General features: G+C 27.9%; 20 protein-coding genes. 15 read left to right on the top strand and 5 right to left on the bottom strand.

Annotation, left to right across the window (positions count from 1 at the left end):
• The first annotated feature begins 6 nt into the window (after positions 1 to 6).
• From N4A48_RS01105 to N4A48_RS01080, 6 genes are all read left to right on the top strand, one after another.
• Positions 7 to 1608, top strand: coding sequence for a lectin like domain-containing protein (locus N4A48_RS01105; RefSeq protein WP_293663832.1), 1602 nt, complete (start codon positions 7 to 9; stop codon positions 1606 to 1608).
• A 16-nt stretch (positions 1609 to 1624) separates the two neighbouring features.
• The gene (locus N4A48_RS01100) at positions 1625 to 4636 is read left to right on the top strand and encodes an S-layer homology domain-containing protein (protein WP_293663831.1); all 3012 of its coding nucleotides are present in this window, start codon (positions 1625 to 1627) and stop codon (positions 4634 to 4636) included.
• 186 nt (positions 4637 to 4822) lie between these two features.
• A complete protein-coding gene (locus tag N4A48_RS01095; RefSeq protein ID WP_293663830.1) occupies positions 4823 to 5602 on the top strand; it encodes an energy-coupling factor transporter transmembrane component T in 780 nt (259 codons plus the stop codon).
• Positions 5575 to 7125: an ABC transporter ATP-binding protein gene (locus N4A48_RS01090; protein ID WP_293663829.1), complete on the top strand. Its 1551-nt coding sequence runs from the start codon at positions 5575 to 5577 to the stop codon at positions 7123 to 7125. The genes N4A48_RS01095 and N4A48_RS01090 overlap by 28 nt, the downstream gene beginning before the upstream one ends.
• A gap of 274 nt (positions 7126 to 7399) precedes the next feature.
• Entirely contained in the window at positions 7400 to 8053 is a 654-nt protein-coding gene (locus N4A48_RS01085; RefSeq protein WP_293663828.1) for an ECF transporter S component, read from the top strand.
• A 148-nt stretch (positions 8054 to 8201) separates the two neighbouring features.
• Complete coding sequence (locus N4A48_RS01080; RefSeq protein WP_293663827.1) at positions 8202 to 9035, top strand: methyl-accepting chemotaxis protein; 834 nt, start codon at positions 8202 to 8204, stop codon at positions 9033 to 9035.
• A 67-nt stretch (positions 9036 to 9102) separates the two neighbouring features.
• On the opposite strand, the gene N4A48_RS01075 is transcribed toward N4A48_RS01080, so the two are convergent.
• From N4A48_RS01075 to N4A48_RS01060, 4 genes are all read right to left on the bottom strand, one after another.
• Positions 9103 to 9669, bottom strand: coding sequence for a peptidoglycan recognition protein family protein (locus N4A48_RS01075; RefSeq protein ID WP_293663826.1), 567 nt, complete (start codon positions 9667 to 9669; stop codon positions 9103 to 9105).
• Positions 9666 to 9848, bottom strand: a complete 183-nt coding sequence (locus tag N4A48_RS01070; protein WP_293663825.1) for a hypothetical protein — start codon at positions 9846 to 9848, stop codon at positions 9666 to 9668. Before N4A48_RS01070 ends, N4A48_RS01075 begins: the two co-directional genes overlap by 4 nt.
• Before the next feature lie 355 nt (positions 9849 to 10203).
• A complete protein-coding gene (locus N4A48_RS01065; protein ID WP_293663824.1) occupies positions 10204 to 10770 on the bottom strand; it encodes a hypothetical protein in 567 nt (188 codons plus the stop codon).
• A gap of 116 nt (positions 10771 to 10886) precedes the next feature.
• Positions 10887 to 12065: a tyrosine-type recombinase/integrase gene (locus tag N4A48_RS01060; RefSeq protein WP_293663823.1), complete on the bottom strand. Its 1179-nt coding sequence runs from the start codon at positions 12063 to 12065 to the stop codon at positions 10887 to 10889.
• A gap of 731 nt (positions 12066 to 12796) precedes the next feature.
• Here N4A48_RS01060 and N4A48_RS01055 point away from each other — a divergent pair.
• The 6 genes from N4A48_RS01055 to N4A48_RS01030 all read left to right on the top strand — a co-directional run bounded on the left by N4A48_RS01055 (position 12797) and on the right by N4A48_RS01030 (position 18381).
• Complete coding sequence (locus tag N4A48_RS01055; protein WP_293663822.1) at positions 12797 to 13156, top strand: S-layer homology domain-containing protein; 360 nt, start codon at positions 12797 to 12799, stop codon at positions 13154 to 13156.
• Complete coding sequence (locus tag N4A48_RS01050) at positions 13149 to 13418, top strand: hypothetical protein (protein WP_293663821.1); 270 nt, start codon at positions 13149 to 13151, stop codon at positions 13416 to 13418. The genes N4A48_RS01055 and N4A48_RS01050 overlap by 8 nt, the downstream gene beginning before the upstream one ends.
• Before the next feature lie 5 nt (positions 13419 to 13423).
• A complete protein-coding gene (locus tag N4A48_RS01045; protein ID WP_293663820.1) occupies positions 13424 to 13879 on the top strand; it encodes a hypothetical protein in 456 nt (151 codons plus the stop codon).
• Between the two features lie 202 nt (positions 13880 to 14081).
• A complete protein-coding gene (locus N4A48_RS01040) occupies positions 14082 to 15032 on the top strand; it encodes a hypothetical protein (RefSeq protein ID WP_293663819.1) in 951 nt (316 codons plus the stop codon).
• Positions 15033 to 15358: 326 nt separating this feature from the next.
• A complete protein-coding gene (locus N4A48_RS01035; protein ID WP_293663818.1) occupies positions 15359 to 15976 on the top strand; it encodes a type II toxin-antitoxin system PemK/MazF family toxin in 618 nt (205 codons plus the stop codon).
• Between the two features lie 1820 nt (positions 15977 to 17796).
• On the top strand, positions 17797 to 18381 hold the full coding sequence (locus N4A48_RS01030; protein ID WP_293663817.1) for a tyrosine-type recombinase/integrase: 585 nt from the start codon (positions 17797 to 17799) through the stop codon (positions 18379 to 18381).
• A 306-nt stretch (positions 18382 to 18687) separates the two neighbouring features.
• Here N4A48_RS01030 and N4A48_RS01025 read toward each other — a convergent pair whose 3' ends face one another.
• Entirely contained in the window at positions 18688 to 19236 is a 549-nt protein-coding gene (locus tag N4A48_RS01025; RefSeq protein ID WP_293663816.1) for an NADH peroxidase, read from the bottom strand.
• A gap of 198 nt (positions 19237 to 19434) precedes the next feature.
• Here N4A48_RS01025 and N4A48_RS01020 point away from each other — a divergent pair, with 198 nt between their 5' ends.
• The 3 genes from N4A48_RS01020 to N4A48_RS01010 all read left to right on the top strand — a co-directional run bounded on the left by N4A48_RS01020 (position 19435) and on the right by N4A48_RS01010 (position 21587).
• Positions 19435 to 19896, top strand: a complete 462-nt coding sequence (locus tag N4A48_RS01020) for a MarR family winged helix-turn-helix transcriptional regulator (RefSeq protein ID WP_293663815.1) — start codon at positions 19435 to 19437, stop codon at positions 19894 to 19896.
• Positions 19887 to 20309, top strand: a complete 423-nt coding sequence (locus N4A48_RS01015) for a HutP family protein (RefSeq protein WP_293663814.1) — start codon at positions 19887 to 19889, stop codon at positions 20307 to 20309. Before N4A48_RS01020 ends, N4A48_RS01015 begins: the two co-directional genes overlap by 10 nt.
• 78 nt (positions 20310 to 20387) lie before the next feature.
• Entirely contained in the window at positions 20388 to 21587 is a 1200-nt protein-coding gene (locus N4A48_RS01010) for a cation:proton antiporter (RefSeq protein WP_293663813.1), read from the top strand.
• The last annotated feature ends 34 nt before the right edge of the window (positions 21588 to 21621 follow it).

Here is a 21621-nt window from a genome sequence, read left to right as displayed (position 1 = left end):
AACATTATGAGAATAAACAATAGAAAGAGGATTATAGGCATTGTATTCTGCTTAATTTTTAATATAGTATTTTTAAGTAACTTTTCATATGCAGATAGTTTGCCAACAAAGTATGATTTAAGAGAAAAAAATGGTGTAACTCCTGTTAAAGATCAAGGAGAGATAAATAGCTGCTGGGCTTTTGCAGCTTTATCTTCTCTTGAATCTAATATTAAACTTAAAGAAAATAAAGAATATAATTTGTCAGAGAATAATATGATAACTAATCATGGTTTTGATTTAGGTGCAAAAGATGGAGGAAACATATATATGGCAACAGCCTATCTTACGAGTTGGAAAGGAGCTGTACTAGAACAAAAAGATCCATATTCAAAAGATATAGATCCTGTAGATAGAGGAATAAAAAAGTCGGATTATCATGTTCAAAATGTTATATATATACCAAATAGAAAAACATTTAATGATAATGAGAAAATAAAAAAAGCAATAATGAATTATGGAGCAGTATATACAGCTTTAGAGTGGAATGAATCTTTTTATAATCAAAACAATAATTCTTATATTTGCAATAGTGCAGGTAAAGGAAATCATGCTGTTGCTATTGTAGGATGGGATGATAATTATTCAAAAGATAATTTCAAAGAAAAAGCTTCTGCTGATGGAGCTTTTATATGTAAAAACAGTGCAGGAGACAATTGGGGAGAGAATGGTTATTTTTATGTATCATATTATGATTTTAATATAGGTAAAAAGGAAAATGCTATTTTCTTAGCTTCTGATGAAGATTATGACAATATTTATCAGTATGATGAACTTGGACAAACTCTTAGATATGGATATTCAAATGAAACGGCGTGGTTTTCTAATGTTTTTACAGTTAAAGACAATGAAGGTTTAAGTGGTGCAGGATTTTATACAACTGAAGAAGATTCTAATTATGAAATATGGATATGTAGGAACTTTGAAAATATAAATTCATTTAAAAAGAAGGAAAAAATAAAAGAAGGAAAAATAAATACTACAGGATATCACACAATTTCATTAGATGAGGTTGAATTAAATAAAAATGAAAAAATTGGTGTTATCGTAAAATTAACAACGAAAAAAGAAAAAAATCCAATTGCTATCGAAACTCCAAGTGGAAAATATGCAAGTAAGGCAAACGCAAATGAAAATGAAAGTTTTATAAGCTCTGATGGTTCTAAATGGAGTGACTTAACAAGTAGCAAACCTAACTCGAATGTGTGCTTGAAAATTTTCACAAACAATAAAAATAGTGTACAAGAAAAAGGAAAATTAGAAATAGAAGTAGTGGAAAATGATGAATCTAATATTGATAAAGGACAAGCTAGTATAACTTTAAGAATAAGAAATAATGAAGATAAATCTAAAAATGTAGCTTTAATGGTAGGCTTATATGATGAAAATAATAAAATGGTTAACCATAGCTGTATTAACAAAGAAATAAAAGCAAATGAAGAAGTTATTCTAATAGGTGGAGTTTTAATACCTGATAAAGGAAAGTATACATTAAAAGGATTCTTATGGGATGACTCAGATAATGGAATTTCTCTTATGAAAAATCCTATAAAGACAAATATACAATAGAGAGGATAGAGAGAACATGAAGAGAATAAATGGCATATTATTATCAATATTATTAATAATATCACTTACTGTTACTTCATTTGCACAAATTAATGTTAATGTAACTACTAATAAAAATGATGTAACAATACAAGGAACAACAAATTATAATAATGAATCTGCTACTATACAAATAAATGATGAAAATAAAAAGGTTTATTTTGACCAAGTAGAAGTTGATAGTAATGGAAAGTATAAATTTAAAACTAAACTAGATAGTAATAAAACATATAAGGGTTATGTTTTAGCAGGACAAGAAAAAAAGGATTTTGAATTTAAAACTTCAAAAACTCAGGATAATAATGAGGAAAATAAAAAAACAAATAAACAAGTAATAAAAGAAACCCTAGATGAATTAAAGAAATACTATAAAAATAAAGATGAGTTTACATTTAGACAAGCTATTGGATATTATTGGGCAAGTGATAATAAATCATCTGATTCATCTATTATAAAATCAAGGTTTAAAGAAAAAGAAAATCTAAGTCTTGCAACTGATTATGCAAATAATATTATTGGATTAATAGCGGGTAAAGTAAATCCTAATGAATATAAAGAAGGTAAATATGTAACAAATCTTATTAAGTATCAAAAGCCAAGTGGAGAATTTGATTTAAGTGATGAAGAGAAAGAATCTACACAAACAGCTTGGAGCATAATTGCACTAGATATGGCTAAAGCAAAATATAATGTAGAGGGTGCAGTAAAAGCTTTGATTGATTCTCAACAAGATGGAAAATTTGAAGATATAGATAGAACTGGAATGTGTCTTATGGCACTTTCTAATCATACAGATGTAGAAGGAGCTACTGTAAGTATACAAAAAGCTGAAGCGTTTTTACTAAAAAATAAAAAATATATAATTGAAGATGCAAATGCATGTACCATATCTGCTGTTATACAAGGATTAATTTCTGTGGGAGAAAATCCATTATCCACTAAATGGAGCATAGATGATAAAAATATGGTTAATTCTTTAGTAAAATACCATAGAAAAAATAAATTTAAAAATACGAAAGAAACAGAACAAACCTTTATGGCAGTAGCAGATTTACATAATAAAAGATCTATGTTTACTAATAAAACAATAAGCAATGAAGGTTATGATAAAGAGCAAAATATAGAAGAAAATAACACTAATGAAGAAAATACTAATATAGAAGTTCCTAAAGATAAAACAGTATATATATCAATAAAAGGAGTTAACGGATATATAGTTAAAAAAACAAAAGTAACAATAGGAGATAATGATAATGCATTATCTGTATTAAAAAAGGTATTAGAACAAAATGGAATAAAGTATAGTATTGATAGTGATGGATATGTAAGAAGTATAGATGGTTTAGGTGAGTTTGACAAAGGTGTTAAAAGTGGATGGATGATAAATGTTGGAGGTAAAACAATATCTTCTGGAGCTGGAGATTTTACTAACATTTTTGGTAAAGAAATAGAGTGGTATTATACAAAGAACTATACAGTCGATCCAAGAAATACTAATAAAGAGGTAGATGAAATTATAGAAAATGTAGATACTGCAATATCTAATGAAGAATATAAAGATACATATTCTAAAATAATAGACAAAAACTCAAGTGAAGAAGATGTGCTAAAAGCTACAAAAAATGTTAGTCAAAAACTAGATAAAAAAATAGACAGTATAGAATCGGAGAAAGAAGCTAAAGAACTTGTTGATGATATAGAAGATATATCAAAAATAATGAAAATAGCTTATTCTAAAACAAATTCACAAGAAGGATATAATGATATAGCAGAGAGTACTACAAAATTAACTAATAATACTGTAGAACTATATAAAAAAATAAGTGATAAAGATAAAAAAGAACAGGTATATAAGCTTTTAGGACAGAATATAGGAATAACAATCAAAATAATAGATGATATTGAAGACAAAGAAAAATCAGAAAAAATATGTGATGAGATAATCAAATCTTCATTACAAATAGAAAACAAAATACCAGTATATTTTGAATCAAGTAAAAATGAAGTAGAAATTAAACTACCAGCAGTTTTTATCAAAAAAACAACAGAAAATGATATTGATAAAATGAATATAACTTCTGACATAGCATCATTTAGTATAATTCCAAATACTTTCGATAAAGAAAAAAGCATAACATTAACATCTAAAAAATTAAAAGCTTCAGAATTATCTAAAAAGCAGAAAAATAGAGTACCAGATGATAGCATAGTGATAGATTTTAAATTAAGTGATGGAGAAGATATAACTAAATTTAAATATCCAATAGAGATAACTATTCCTTACGAAAAAAGTGTAAAAAATAAAGATAAAGTTAATGTATTTTATATAAAGAATGATGGAGATTTAGAATCTATGGGCGGGTTATATAATGAAAAAACCAAGACTGTAAGGTTTATAACAAATCATTTTAGCAAATACTTTGCAAAGGAATATACTAAATCTTTTATTGACTTAGAAAATACTAAATGGGCAAAAGATTCAGTAGAAATTATGGCATCTAAGGGAATTGTAAATGGAAAAGAGTATAATAAATTTAGCCCAAATGATAATATAACTAGAGCGGAATTTGCAGCTTTAGTAACAAGAATGTTAAAGTATCAAGATAGTAATGGGGAGGTTTTATTTAAAGATGTAAATAAAAGTGAATGGTATTACGATTCAATAAATGCTGCATACCAAAATAAACTTATAAATGGTAAGAGCGAAGATACATTTGACCCAAATGGAAATATAACAAGACAAGAAATGGCTAAAATAATAGCTAAAGTACTTGAAAGTAAAGGATATAAAGATTCTGATATTAAGGAACTAAATATGTTCAAGGATAAAGAAAATATAGCTCCTTGGGCAAAGGAAAGTATATCACTGACAGTAAAAGAAAAGATAATAAATGGAATGGAGGATAAAACCTTTGCTCCAAATAAAAAAGCAACACGAGCACAAGCTGCTGTTATGCTTTATAGATTATATAAATTAATTATGAAATAAAAAATTATATGAATGTATAAAAAACTGCTAGTATTTAGCTAGCAGTTTTTTCTTAAATAATATAAAGAATTAGGTGATTTTATGTTAAATATGCATCCTTTTACTGTTGTACTTTATACATTGTCTTTATTTATTTTGACTTTAGTATATTCAAATCCTATTTACATATTTTCAATATTAATTATTTTGACTATTAATATAGTATTACTAGATGGAAAAGACAAGCTTAAAAAAACAATTAAATACAGCTTATATACTACTATTTGGATTATGATTATTAATCCATTAGTTTCGCAGTCTGGAAGAACTATAATCTATAAAAGTCCTAGAATACCCGTTATTGGTAAAATAAGAATAACACTCGAATCTATAGTGTTTGGAGCTAATATGGGGGTTAAGCTTATTTGTATAGTATTAATATTTTTGCTGTACAGTCTTATGATAGATAGAGATGATTCGTTCAGTTTTTTTTCAAAATTTGCTCACAAAATAACATTAACACTATCTATGACTACTAATATAATTCATAGATTAATACTGGAAATAACTAGAGTAAGAGATGTGATGATTTTAAGAGGAGTAGATTTTAATCAGAAAAATATATTTAAAAAGGTGAAAATGTATTATCCTTTCTTAAAGATAATTTTAATATCAACACTTGAAGGATCCTTAGATAGAGCAGAATCTCTTTATTCTAAAAAATATGGTATGGGAACAAGAACTTCTTATTCTCAAGTTGAAATTAAAAGAGTAGATTATTACTTTAATTTTATTAATTTGATTTTACTTAGTGTTTTTACATATGGGTTATTTTCATATATGGGATTTTATGATCCTTATAATGAATTAAAGTTTTTTAAATATAAAGATATGTTGTTTCTTATATATATAGACCTAGTATTATTAATTCATAGTTTGATGATTTGGGGGTGTAAAAAGTGGAAGCTTTTAAAATACATGATTTAACTTATTACTATCCTAGAAAAGAAGAACCTGCTCTAAAGGATATTAATTTAGATATAGAAGAGGGAGAATTTATATTACTTCTTGGAAAATCAGGGTCTGGTAAATCTACCTTAGGAAGAGTATTCAATAAAATAGTTCCAAATTTTTATGGTGGAAAAATAAAAGGTAATTTAGAAGGAACTGATAAAGTTGGAATGGTTTTTCAAGATCCAGAAAAACAGTTAGTTATGGATAAGGTTGAAAGAGAACTTGCCTTTGGACTTGAAAATATAGGGGTTCCTTATGAAACTATGAGAAAAAAAGTAATGGAGTCATTAAGCTTTCTTAATATATACTATATAAAAGATAAAAAAACTTATGAATTATCAGGTGGGCAAAAGCAAAAGGTTGCTTTAGGAGCAACTATTTCTATGGGGTATAAGTTTTTAGTCTTGGATGAACCAACATCTCAGCTTGATCCTGTATCAGCTGAGGAAATACTACATATTTTAAAAAGATTAAATGAGGAGATTGGATACACAATAATTTTGATTGAGCAAAGAATAGATAGATGTTTTCACTTAGCAGACAGGATATTATTTATGGAAAATGCAAGCTTAGTATTTGATGGAAATCGTGAAGAATTTGTATTTTGGAGCAATGAAAATAATAAAAATTTCTTGCCATCTGTTTCTGAATACTTTGTTAAAAAAGGATATGAAAGCATACCGTTTACCGTAAAAGAGGGAAGAAAAAAATTAAAAAAATTGTTTGATAAAAATAACTTACCTAAAAAAGAAATTTATGTAGATGATAATAAAAAAGAAGATGTAATTAGAGCTAAAAATATTGATTTTATTTATGAGAATGGAAAACATGCTTTGAAAAAAATAGATTTAACTGTACATAGGGGAGAAATACTAGGAATACTTGGAGAAAATGGTGGGGGAAAATCTACATTGCTAAAAAATATATCTGGGTTACTAAAACCAACAAAAGGTAAATTATATGTTGAAGGAGTAGTTGGATATCTTTCTCAAAACCCAAATGATTATTTATTTAATGATTCCGTTTATGAAGAGTTGAAATATACCCTTGATAACAAGGATATTAAGGATTATGAGATAGTTGATAAAATACTTAAAGATTTAGATATCTATAAGTATAAAGATAAGAATCCTAGAGATTTGAGTGGAGGAGAAAGACAGAGGGTAGCTATTGCATCTATACTTGTTATGAATCCTGATATATTAATACTAGATGAACCAACTAGAGGGCTGGATAAAGATTTAAAAGAAAAATTAGGCGGTATAATACTTGATTTGAAAGATAAAGGAAAAACAATAATACTTGTAACTCATGATATTGAATTCACAAGTAAGTTTTGCGATAGAGCTTGTCTTATATTCGATGGAAATATAGCACAAATTGGATCAAAATACGATATTTTAACTTCTGGAATATATTATAGTACGCAGATTAATAAGCTTTTTAGTGGATATGTAGATAATATTTTAACTTTAGATGATGCACTTAGTATATAACTATTAGGTTTTGTGAAAATGATGTATGAAAAAATAACGCTCATGCAATGAAAATTTTGAAAAACTAAGTTACACTCCATAAAAAATCCTAAAACTTCAAAAACTCGCTAATGCTCAAACATTGAAGTTTATTAACGGATTTTTTACTCCATGTAACAAGTTTTTTTGCAAAATTTTCAAAAGCATTCACTTATATTTTCACATACATCATTTAAGTAAGTTAGAGATTTATTATTAAATAATTATCTTAGGTGCTAAAAAGGAGATATATGTTATGGATTATGGTGTACTATCTATAGTTGTTTTAATTGTATCATTTGCATTTGTTTTTGTTTCTTATGAGAGAAGAAAAGGCAGTGTTAAGGAAATTGCTTTAATAGCAAGTTTATCAGCACTAGCTGGAGTTAGTAGGGTTGCGTTTGTAGCACTTCCGAACGTTCAGCCTACTACCTTTTTGGTTATTATAAGTGGATATGTATTTGGATCTTCGTTTGGATTTATGGTAGGTGGGGTAGCAGCTCTTGTGTCTAATAGTTTTTTAGGACAGGGACCTTGGACACCTTGGCAAATGCTAGCCTGGGGTCTTGCAGGATTAAGTGCAGGATTATTAAGAAAAATAATGAAAAAACCATATAGATTATATTTAAGTATATTTGCTTTTATATGGGGTTTTTTATTTGATTACATAATGAATTTATGGCATTGGTTGTTTTTTGTACATGATCACACAATTAAAAGTTTTATGTTTACTTATATAAGATCATTTTATTTTGATTTGATGCATAGTATAGGAAATTTCATATTTACATATTTATTGGGTAAGGATTTTATAAATATATTATCTAGGTTTAAAGATAGGATAAGCTACAGTGAAATTCCTGCTGAAAAAATAGATATGTATAATTTCAGCTTTAGATATAAAAAATAGAAATATACTTTTGACTAAAACAGAAACAACTAAATACCGATAATTAATAAAAGTAGAGATTGTATTTTATTATAATGAAATATATTTGAAATTTGATGAAAGAATTGTTAAGATAAAATTAAAAGTCAAAAAATAGGGAGACTAAAATATGAACTTAAATGATGAAATGTTTATTGAAATGTTAGAAAAGATTTTTCATATATTACCTGGGATGTTTATTTCTGATACAGGAGTTAGTTTAACAGACACAGAAAAATTCCTTTTAGTTAGGCAACCAAATTCTTTTAAACTAAACATTCACGAAAATGATAATTTAGTAGAAGGTGGGGCTTCTCAAAGAGCAATAAAAACAAGACAAAAACAATTTGAGAGATATCCAAAGAAAGTATTTGGTTTTCCTATAATTGCTTGTGCTGTTCCAGTGATTAATAATGATACAGGCAATGTAGTAGGAACAATTACTTTTGCGGTTTCTCAGGAAAAAGAAAATAATATTATAGAAATCTCTGAAGAACTACAAGCATTTTCTGAAAAATTATCATTTTCTTCACAAAAGCTTGCAGGTTCATCAGAAGAATTATCATCAAGTAGTCAAGATTTCAATATCACAATTAATAGTATTCAAGGACAAATCAAAAGTATGGATGATATTATTAAATATATTGAGAGTGTTGCTAAAACTACAAATTTATTGGGTCTTAATGCATCTATTGAAGCTGCAAGAGCTGGTGAACATGGAAAGGGATTTTCAGTAGTTGCTGAAGAAATAAGGAAGTTAGCGCAAAATAGTAAAGACTCAACAGAGAAAATAACAATAACATTAACACAAATGAGAGATGATATTAATAAAATGATTGACTGTGTGAATAGTTTTGTAGAAGTTAGTGAAGAACAATCGACTCAAACAGAGAACGTAGAAGATGGAGCTATAAAATTAAAGGAGTTATCTACTAATTTAATGAAATTGACTGAGAATTTATAAAATAATCTAAAGGAGCTCTGAGAGCTCCTTTAATAGGAAGCTTATTAGTTTGGTGTTAGGATATATATTAATTTAACTTATTAGCAATATTTTTTATTAGCTCTCTTACGTATTCACTTTTATAATTTTCATTATTTAGCCAGTAATCTGGACTATTAACAATTTTGTTAGATACAAGCTTGTTTATTGCAGATGCAAAATCATTATTAGGATTAGACTTTTTAATTTGATCTAAGAGCCAATTAAAAGGGAATTTTCTTCCAGGGCATGACTTATAACTAGCAAAATGATTATGTGTATATATTGGAAGTTCTCCGTATCTAGAATAGATATCTTTTATTAATACTATTAATTTATATAACTGTTCTTTTGGAGGTTCGCTATTATCAAAGTTACCTACTAAGCATATGCCTATGGAATTTGTATTAGCGCCTCTAGTGTGTGCTCCTACTTCCCATTCTTCTCGACCTTTAAACACCTTATATTCATTTTTAACTAGTTCAATTCCCCAATGATATCCAATATCTCTGTATCCTTGATTATTTATGTGATACCTTTTAATAGCTTCCCATGATACAGTTTTACTATCCTTAGTTAATGAATGATGAATTATTATTTTATTTGGCTTATTCATTTAAGTTGATCCCCCTTTGATTTATTATAATTTAATTTTGGAACATTTGATAAAACCCCAATAAAAGCACCAATTATTAATTTTATATTATCAGGGTCATCTCCCTTAAAAACATATATGCTTAAAACTATCAATATTATAGCCTGGAATATTGATTCAAATTTTATTTTTTCAAACATGCCATAGCCTCCTATAATTTTTATCTATCCTTAATTTAGTATATTAGAGTTTATGAGTATTTGATAAAATAAAAAATGCATTCATACTTGGAATTAAAATCCAAATACAAATGCACTTACATTGTAATAAAAACTATTTATGTATTATTTATTAAAATATCTCTTTAATAATCCATTAAAAGCTGAACCGTGTCTAGCTTCTACACGATACTTTAAACAAAAATCCTTTTAAATAAAGGGATTGAAGGAGGTGAGAGCAGGTTTCCCACGACTTTCCCTTTAGATTTTTAATCTTATCTATATGTTGAAATTACAGAAAAAACACTATAGTTTACTACATAAGTTAAAATTATTTTTACAAGTTATGAAGGTAATTTTCTGTATTAATATCATGGATTAGTATTTTCTCAAAATCTTCTAATGTACTATTTTCTAAAAGTGGATAAGTATTTCCACATTTAGGACATACAAATATTCCATTACTGTGATACATATTATTATGTTGCTTCTTTACTGAAAGCTCACATCCACATTCACATATAGGATGTACATTTTCTATATTGTATTTATTATTGTAGCCTAAACAGTATTCCCATTTCATGACCCATTTTTTATAGCGTGTTCTTGTGTAGTTTAACCATTTAGGTGAATTATCTTCCTTAGAAGTATTAGTTTTCAAATATATTTCGATAACAACAATTAAGATAATTACTACTAAAATAATTATGTAGATAGGTACTTTAAAAGTAAGAATGTTAGTACCCCAACTCAATAGAGTTTTAACTAATAACTGTAAGGCTTGTAGGAAGTTAATTTTTTTATAAAATGCTGTTGCAATAGATATAATAATAGTAGCTATGATTGAGCATAAAATGTTTACTACCCATGCATTTGATAATATATTTTTTGTGTTTTTTACCATTTAATCCTCCTCGTTTTATCTTAATTATTTATTCTACACTTTTCTATTCTATAATAACATATTTTGTAAATAAAAGTCGCCTATGATTTATAGGCGACTTTTAAAATCTTATTAATTTAATTGCATTTTGCTAATTCATTTAATGAATTTAGTAGATTTTCCCTCATTACGGGCGTTATATGAGTATAATACTTCAATGTAGTTTCTTCTTTAGCATGTCCTAATCGTTTTTTCACAACAACTATAGGTATATTTTTTTCAGCTAATCTACTTGCATGTGTATGTCGTAGATTATGGTACTTGAAATTGATACCTAATTCATCTCTAGCAATTCTTCCTAAAATCTTAGCGCTATCAGTAGTTAATAGGTCTCCATTCCCTTTTACATTGATAAAATCTAAATTTTCTATAATTTCTTTGCTCTTATTTCTGCCCTTATCAATAGCTACTTTTATAGACCTATAGGCAATACCTAATTCTTCTTTTTGTTTTTCTTGTTGCTTTTTTAACTCTTTTAGATAATCATAAATATCATCCTGGAGGTCAATGGTTCTATTACTTTTATTAGTCTTTGTACTTCTTAAAGTCCACATCTTATCCTCATATACAAGTTGCTTATTGATGTTAATTTCTCTATTTTTCCAATCGATATCACTCCATAAAAGTCCAAAGCATTCACCTATTCTTAATCCTAATGCTCTACCAAGCTTAAAAGCTATAATAAGATTAGTAGAAGAAAATCTTTTTTCAAACATATCAAGCTCTTCTTCTGTATAAATCTTAACTTCTTCTTTTGTTTCTTTATCTGGGGTTTTAACCTTGACTATTTTATTTTCTTTCATATATTCTCTATCATAAGCGAAATTCCAAAGTACTTTCATGAATTTATGGATGCTTTCTATGTATGAATGAGAATGCGTAGTTGTCAATGAGAATAGGTAATCAGTTAAATCAGTAGCTTGAATTTTCTCTATCTGTTTATTTCCCCATTTAGGTTTCAGGTGATTTCTAAATAGACTATCGTATCTTTTTAGAGTAGATTTTGTTCTATGGCATTGAGCTCGTTTAGTAATAAAGGTATTATAGACCTCCTCCAAATTAATTGCCTTATCTTTAACCAATACACTACTAGGATTTGAATTGATTTCTGCTTGTCGTTCTGCTCTAGCAGCTTTTGCTTCTGCTATTGTCCTAAAACCACCTTTTTCTATAGTTTTCCATTTACCTGTTGTTTCACTCTTATAGTTAACTCTATAAGAATAAGTTGCACCCTTTTTTCTAATTCCTTCTGCCATTGATATTTTCCCCTTTCAATCTATGTAAATTCTGTAAATAATCAGTTTTTGGTCAAATGCATTTTAACTCTTCAGAGATAAAACATCTAGTGTTTTTCCAAGAAAAGCTCACGAAATATACCCAAAATCTTTATTTACATATTTCTATTTCATAACTATTCCTATTTATGTTAGATTTTTAGATAAAACTGTTAAGTAAAATATCATTTATGTAAAAAAGATGGAATAACTGTTAATCATAAAAATAAAAAGTATATGAATAAGCCTGAGTTTTAGATTTGTACACTTTATACTTAGGAAATTTAAAAAAGATATAATAATTGATAAAAAATTTATTTCCTTAGTATAGCTGTATTTAAAAGCATCGAATGGACAAAAAAAGATAAAGTTAAATATAAAAATTTAAGAAACGGACATAAAAGTACAAAGAAATATACATATAAAACAGAAGAGAAAATCTTACTATACATCTGTACAAACTTACAATAAAGAAAAAGATAGAAAGGGGGAAACTATATGAGAACTACAACTAAACTTGATGAAGAGGAAGAAGATATCTTATAAGAAAATTTAGATTAGCAATAATAGAATAAATATAGTAATAACTAGGGTATCAGTTGTATTTATATCCTTTATTTGATGGACTATAGAAAAGTAACGTTGTATAATATAGGTAATATACGGGGTATATAACCATATTATACAAATGATAGAATAAAAGGAGAAAAAATATGAAAAGAAAAATAAACAAAATATTAGTAGGAGCACTAGTATTATCAAGTTTAGTAACACCAGTTTATGCAAATAAATTACAAGACCAACACCAAAATATAAATGTAGTAACACAAACAAATCTTTCAGACATAGCAAACCATTGGGGTAAAGAAAACATCAATTACTTAATCCAAAGAGGAGCAATATCTGGATACCCAGACGGAACATTCCAACCGGATAAAACAATAAGTAGAGCAGAGTTTGTAGCAATAGCTTACAGAAGTGCTAAGAATGGACAAGTATCTCAATCAGAAGATTCACATTGGGCGTCAGGAGTCTTTAAGGATGCATTAAGAGACCATGTAGTAAATGCCTGAAACAGAATGGGATAAGCCTATAACAAGATATGAAATGGCACAGGTAATGGTAAGAATCTCAGAGGAAGTAATAAAAGAGGATGCAAAAGGAACTTCTGGGGTAGCAAGAATCATGGCAGACTACTCAGAGGTAAGTAAGCAAAAGGCATATAAATATTATGTAGAACAAGCTTTTATGAAAGGTTTAATCTCAGGAAGAGATGCACAAGGAACATTTGACGGTTCTTCAAGTGGTACAAGAGCCGAGGCTAGTATATGGTAGCAAGAATGTTAGAGAAAAGTAAGAGAGCCGAAGTTAATGTAGACAAACAAAGACCAAGTTCTAGTGCAAGAGTATTAAACCAAACAGATGCAAATAGACCAAATCCTAAGGCAGGAGACATATTTGTAAAGAGTGACGGAACTAGAGTTACTTTAGAAGTAGGACCTAGTGGTGTATTAGGTGAAGGTCAAGGGGTTTCAATATATGAAGGTATGAAATACCCAAATGGTGATACATTAAAGCATGGAGATTTAGGTAGAGAATCATGGGGTTATATGGGTCAAATGTTTTTAAAAGATAATCGCACAGGAAGTGGATTTTTCAGAGAAGACTGGTTAAAAATCGAGAAATATGAATTACAAGAAGCTATGAAGATTCAAAATCCACAAGAAAATCAAATTGTGGGTAACTATACGCAATATCTTGACGGTGATTGGGTGTGGATTGGACCTTCACAGTAATTAATAAATAATACTAAAAAGAACCTTAGAATGTTTTCTAAGGTTCTTTTACTTTATGGACACCTCTTTTCTAATATATGGAAAAATATAAAAGCAAATAACCTTATTCTCTATATAACAGATACATCTAAAAATATGTTGAACTAGAAAGAAGTTTCATATAATATTAAACCAAAATAAGGAAAAAGGGGTTTAATATTATATGAAACTTAGGATATATAAATTAGAAAAAGGTTCAAAAGCGGTAATAATAGCACCAGAGCCTAAAGAGGATGGTGAAAAAAGAGTGAGCAACGTAATATTACATACAGCCTATGTTTTATCAGATAATGTAGAAGATATAGATAAAGTAAAGATAACAAAAGATGATAAATTAATATATTTATGTGGTCATGGTAACTTAGAAAGAAAAACAATAGGTAATAGGAGAATGAAAGATATAGCAAAATTATTGGTAAATGGTGGTTATGACGGAACACAAGAAATTTATGTTACAGCATGTGATAGTGCTACAAAAGTAAATGGTTCTAGTATGGTAGATAAATTAAGAGAGGAACTAAATGATTTACTAACAGATGGTTCAATATACTCTGAGGATAAAAAACTTAGTGTAATAGTGAGAAGTCAATCCAATGGTAGTTCAGTAATAGTAGAAGATAATAATGAGAGAATTTTATATGTAATAACAGCGGAGAATAAAGTAGATAGGGGTATAATGGACCTTCAAACACTTAAACAGAATTTATTTAAAGATAAAAAGGTAGGTATATGTTCTGACTTTGAACAGTATCAAAAGAGTTTAAAGGACAATGTAGTAAAATATAAAAATAGGTTAATAGCAAAAGAATTTAAGTTTGTAGAATTTGAGAATACAATGAATTGGATATCTGTAGTAATTGGTATATCACTAGCTTTTACTATAAGGGGTTTAATGACGTCTTTTAATATATGGTATTCTTTAAAATATGAAGTAATAATAGGGGGTATTTTATTATTACTATTTGATGTGATAGGTAGACATATAATGAAACCAAGAGTAGATGATATAATAAGTACAAGATTTTCTATATTATTTGTTATGTGTATACTAAGGTACTTTATTTATATGTATCTAATAGGGGGGAGTATATTAAGATGTATATTTAATATATAATAAGTAGACTAAAAAAGAGCATATCTTTTGATAATCTAAGGTTCTTTTTATATTATGGATACTAAACTTACTAAATGGGCACATATAAAAGCTACCAACCCTACTTTCTATATAACAACATAAATAGAAAGCAGGGTTTTAAGTATATGGAAAAGAAAGTAAGAATAAGTATAGATGATTTATCAACAGTAAGACTCTATATGTATCAAGGTGTATTTGGATGATAATAGAGGTAACTCTTAAAATGAAGATAAACACAAATTTTCTACAAAATATGTTATAATATTCGAGTATGAGTAGAATTTGTGTGTCTAGGGGAGATAGAAATGAGATTTAGTGATATTAAAATCAAACATATTTATAATGTAATCTTTGACCCTGTTAAAGATTGTGAATTTAATGGAAAGCATTTAGCTTTAGTGTTAAAACGTAATAATGACAATAGGACTTATATTGTTATGCCATTAACAAGTGAATCTAACGGAAATGGAGTAAATAAAATTAAATTAGGTAAAATACAGTCATTACCCTCATCTTTGAGAACACATGATACATATGCTGTTTTTAATCAAATTAGAACAGTTAATGCTAGTCGCTTTATTGCTCTTAAAGAAGGTTCTAATGTCATTAAATCAAAAACTGATGATGAAATATTTACCGATTTATTAGGTTTAGGAATAAACGAATTACTATTTAATTTGGAGCAAGATGAAAAGATAGAACTACTAAAAAAAGTATATGAACAACAATGTGTTATCAAAGCTAAAGATTTAGCATACAATATATTAAGTCTAAATAAACAGATTGAAGCTAGAGAAGAAAAAATAGTAAGTATTAAGCAAGAAATAAAGGAGATACTAAATAATATACCCTATACATTGGAACAAAAACATATTGATGATGGTATAAAAGATATTTTGGATGACATTTTAAAAGACAATTAAAAAATACCATTGATACCTATAATATATTATGTTATAATTAATGTAAGAAATGAGTTAGTAGCTCAAACAAAGAATTATAGGGTATAGAATCCCGACAAAGAAGAAACGAGTTAAATACTCGAACAAAGATTATTATGGGTATAAAATCCCAACAAAGAAGAAAAAACGGACTATATAGTCCGTTTTTTATATTTTTCTAAACCAAGAATATCAAATATTTAGAAATATTTGAGGGTAAATTAGTTGTAAAAATCTAGAAATCAACAGAGGGATTAATAGCTGTCTTTTAAAATGGGACGGAATATGTATATGGTACTGAATGTGACCACTTAAAAACTAAACAAAAGAAAATCAAAAAGACTTAAGAGTTAACTCTTAGGTCTTTCATTATTAAGCAAAGAAAAGTATGTAATATAAAAATTTAAATAAGTATATAAAGAACAGATAAGTTTTTTATCTTCTTTACCAAGAGTTAAGAAAAGTAAATGATAAAGTATAGCTTAAAGTTATATTAAATGCTAATAAGGTAGAAAAATCAAATCTATAAAAAGTATAAAACATAGATACAGTATGATTTATAAAGATATAAGGGGGTATAGAAAATAAAAATATTCATAGATGTAGATATAATAAGTCTTTAAAGAATTTTTATATAAAAAGGTGAAAATCTAATAAATTTTATAATTTCAAAAAATAAGAGCTTAAGCTCTTATTTTTTTATTTATCTTAATAAATCAAAAAACAAAATGGACTATACAAAAATAGAAAGTGGATATATAGATTTGTGAATAGCATAAAAACCCACAGTTATATTAATAGTAGTATGCTTCATTTAAAATTAATTGGAAAAGGATATAAAGAGATGATTAAATTTAAAGCTTTCATCTAGTGAGTTAGATAAACTAGAAAACTTAGAGGATAAAAAAAATCAGATAACTGTTATGTAGATATCACTACTGGGGAAGTAGTAGCTAGAACTAGTACAGAAATATGGGATTAAATAGGATAAAGTATAAGGGGGTAACTAAATATGTAAAGCCCTGAAAAACTCACATAATCTAAGCTAAAAAATTTTCAATAAAATATAAGGAAGTGTCATTAAAAAGTGGTAGTTTTTAGATATAAAAAATCTACCCTCTTATATATCTATAAAAACATTGTAAAATCAAGGTGTTTTTTATGAGAATAAGGGAGGGGAAAAGTAAAAGTGGGGGTAGAAAATTTACTTTCTATTAGATGTTTTAAGTAGTAGGAAACTTAATATAGAAATTTAAATAGAAGTGGGGCAAATAGGGATTTTTATTTATATGTAATTTCATGTGAATCTTTCACTACAGTTTTTATAAAAAAAATAACTAATTTTATAAAAAGAATCACATCTTTAAAAAAACATTGAGCATATATAATAAGAAAAATAACTAGTTTTATAAAAAAAATTACATCATTTAAAAAAGTATAGTCTATGAGTAGTGAAATATAAGAATTTAAATATATAAGCATTATTTTTTTATTACCACATATATGTTCTAATAAGTACTAAAAAATAAATGTACATATATGCAAAAAATTAACTAGTACAGAAAAGTATAGACATAAAAAAAGAGACTTTAAGATAATAAAAATATAGAGGGTTAAAAAAGATTGACAAGGTTTAACAAATACAGTAAAAACCAAGTTCGTAAAATATACATAAAAAGAACAAATCAGATTTGGTGGTAGTTTAATTTTAAAGACAATTTCAAATGGCAGAATTAAGAAGTTTAGGGGTGAGTTTAAAGAAGTTTAGTCAGAAACTTATTGACAGAAAGGAGGAAATCAAGATGGCTAATAAGAAAACAAGAGCATTGACAGAGGATGAATATTCTCTAATAATCAAAACTATTAGAGAAGGATTTATAGATAAAGAAGGTCATAAAATAAAACCTAATCAAAGAATAGCTATAGCACTTACTTTACAAGCAAACCTAGGTTTAAGGATTGGTGATGTTATCAATTTGAGGTTAACAGATATTATTAAAGATGGCAGTAGATATAGATTAGATATTGTAGAACAAAAAACGGGAAAGAAAAGAGAGTTTACAGTACCACAAGAGGTATATACTTATATACAATCATATGCACTAGAAAGAGGAGTTAAACCAAGTGGAAGATTGTTTGACATAACTGTAAGGCAAGTACAAAAACATTTACAGAAAGTAGCAGATTATCTAGGTCTAGAGAGGATAGGAACGCATTCAGTGAGGAAATATTTCTCATTGTCAATTTACAATAATAATGGTTACAATGTTGAATTAGTTCGTCAATTACTGCAACACTCTACGGTAGCAGTTACACAGCATTATTTATCAGTTCAATCTAGAGAGTGTGAACAAGCACTTCAGAAACATATAAAGCTTCCTAGCTAAAAAAGGTTAGGAAGTTTTTATTTCTTTTCAGGGATTTTACTAGGATAAGGGCTTTGCCCTTATCCTATATTACATCTTCTAAAAATAAGGCTACTCAAGGGGAAAAACTAAATCTCTATAACCTTTACAAACACTAGCCTAAGACCACTTCTCAAGGGAAATCTCCCTTGAGATTTCCAAAAATCTAAAAAAGGGAAATGCATATCACATATACATTTCCCTCATTTCATTATAAATATTTAATATCTTGACAATCATCAAACCCTTGATTTACCTAATGTCAAGGATTGTTTTTGCTTGTTATTATTACTTTCCGAAGTATCTCTTAAGTAAACCGTTGAAAGCTGAACCATGTCTAGATTCATCTTTACACATTTCATGAACTGTATCATGGATTGCATCTAAGTTTAATTTCTTAGCTTTAGTAGCTAATTCTTTTTTGCCCATACAAGCACCGTGCTCAGCATCTACTCTCATTTGTAAGTTCTTTTTGGTGCTATCAGTTACAACTTCTCCTAATAATTCTGCAAATTTAGCAGCATGTTCTGCTTCTTCCCAAGCTATTCTTTTATAAGCTTCTGCTACTTCTGGGAAACCTTCTCTATCAGCTTGACGACTCATAGCAAGGTACATACCTACTTCTGTACATTCTCCTAAGAAGTTTTGACGAAGACCTTCTATTATTTCTGGATCTACACCCTTAGCTACACCAACAAAATGCTCATCAGCCCAAGCTAATTTTGTCTCATCATGCTCTATAAATTGATCTTTAGGAGCCCTACATTGTGGACATAGTTCTGGTACATTTTCTCCCTCGTGAGTATAACCGCATACTTTACATATAAATTTTTTCATAATTGAATACCTCCCAAATTAAGTTAAATGTTTCTTCTAATTCATATATACCAATAAAAAAATATCTTAAACATAAAAATTAAAAAATTTATATTTATATATTATAAAATTACTTTACAAAAGAAGAAAAATATCTTAAAATATTAGTTAGTGTTAACTAACTAATATTTAAAAAATGTAATTTTTTAGGAGGAATTGATGAAGCTAGAAGTAAATTTGTTGGAAATGGAAGAATATATTCATAAGGTATATAAAAAATATATAGAAAAAATTATGACTAAACAAGAATTCTCAAGATTTAGTATAAATCATATGTATTATTTGGAATATATATATACACTTAATAATCCAACTTTTAGCCAATTAGCTCAAGCTTTAAATGTTAGTAAGCCTTCTGTTACAGCTATGATAAAACGCTTAACAGACCAGGGTTATGTAAAAAAAATGAAATCAGAACATGATAAAAGAGAATTTCATATATATTTAACCGATAGAGGTAAGGAAATTTTAAATGCAGAGCTTGAGGTTTATAAGCATTTTACTGAGAAAATATCTAAGCATTTATCTGAAGAGGAAGTAGAATTATTCTCAAAATTAGTATCAAAAATTATAGTAAGTATAAAAAAGGAAAATACTATGGAGGTTATAGAATGCAATTAGACAGTACTCATATAGCAAAGGCATCTATTAAGGTAGCTATAACAAGCTCAAGAGAAGATGAACAAAGAGTGATAAGAGAGTTAGGAAAAGAAAATATAAAATCAGCAGCAGTTGATATAGGAGGAAATTTAATACAATCTATACCTAAGATTATAGAAAGGGCACTTGTAGCCTCAAGAAGAAGTGGAGTTATAAAAGAGTGTCATGTACATGATGGTGCAGTAGCAGGAGCTGCTAGAGAAGCAATAATGCAGGTAGCTTCAAAGGCTAATGGAATGAATGCAGGAGGAAAAATAGGTATTACAAGAAGTAAGGAACATTTGAGTGTTTGTATATTCATGAGTATAGGACTTTTACATTTGAATGAGGTTGTGATTGGTCTATCTCATAGATCAATACCAGATATATATTAGTTTTATAATAATGCCAAGGAATATTATATTCCTTGGTTTAAAATTTGCAAAAAATAGAATAGAAGGAGATTGTTAAGAATGAGTGATTTTATAAGTTTAGCACTAGCACTTATATTTGGAGTTTTACTTGGTAAGGCTATGAATAAAATGAATATGCCTGCAGTTGGAGGATATATAATAGCAGGTCTGATAATTGGAGTATCAGGACTTAATATTGTCAATGAACAAGTAATTGAAGAGTTGTCTTTTATAAGTGATGTGGCACTTGGAATTATAGCTTTTAATATTGGTAGTGAATTTAAGATACAAGAGATGAAAAAATTAGGTAAAAATATATTTATAATAGCATTTTGTGAGGCTATGGTAGCGTTTGTTTTGGTTACTGGAATAATGCTTTTCCTTGGTCAAAATATGCCAACAGCACTTATATTAGGGTCAATATCATCGGCTACTGCACCAGCAGCTACTGTTATGGTTCTTAAAGAGTATAAAGCTAGAGGTCCTTTAACTAGTACATTACTTGGAGTTGTTGCAGTTGATGATGCTATATCTCTTATGATATATGCAATTGCAGCCTCTATTGCAAAAGTGTTTTTAAAGCATGAGGCTTTAACTGTGTCAAAGGTTATTATCCATCCTTTAACAGAAATAGTTTTATCTATAGGTGTAGGGGGATTAATTGGTATATTATTATGTTATTTACTTAAAAATGCGAAGAATGAATCTGAAGTTTTAACTTTTGTTATGGCAAGTATTGTTTTAATTGTAGGGGTAGCTCTTCAATTCAATTTATCTCCACTTCTTTGCTCTATGGCAAGTGGAATAATGGTAACAAATGTATCAAGCAAAGCAAATAAAGCATTTAATATACTTGAAAAATGGTCACCACCAGTAACAGCGGCATTCTTTACATTAGCAGGTTCTAGACTTGATATTTCTTTAATTCCAAAGATTGGACTTTTAGGAGTTATGTATTTATTATTTAGAATAATCGGAAAAGTAGGAGGCGCATCTGTTGGAGCAACAATTTCAAAAGCTCCAGCTCAAGTAAAAAAATATATAGGTCTTGGACTTTTATCACAAGTAGGAGTTGCTATAGGACTTGCAATAACTGTAAGTAGAGAGTTTCCTGGAACATCACTTGGAGAAATTGTAATTACTATACTCATGGCGACAACTATAATTACAGAAATAATAGGACCTGTTGCAACTAAGATAGCAATTAAAAAAGCAGATGAAAGTTCGGTTTTAAGAGAAGTAATTAAAAGTGTAAATTAATTGTAAAATTAGATTGACATTGTATACTAAATTT

It is taken from the genome of Tepidibacter sp. (genome assembly GCF_025210165.1).
Taxonomy (GTDB): domain Bacteria; phylum Bacillota; class Clostridia; order Peptostreptococcales; family Peptostreptococcaceae; genus Tepidibacter_A.
This window is presented reverse-complemented; position numbering and strand designations above follow the sequence as displayed.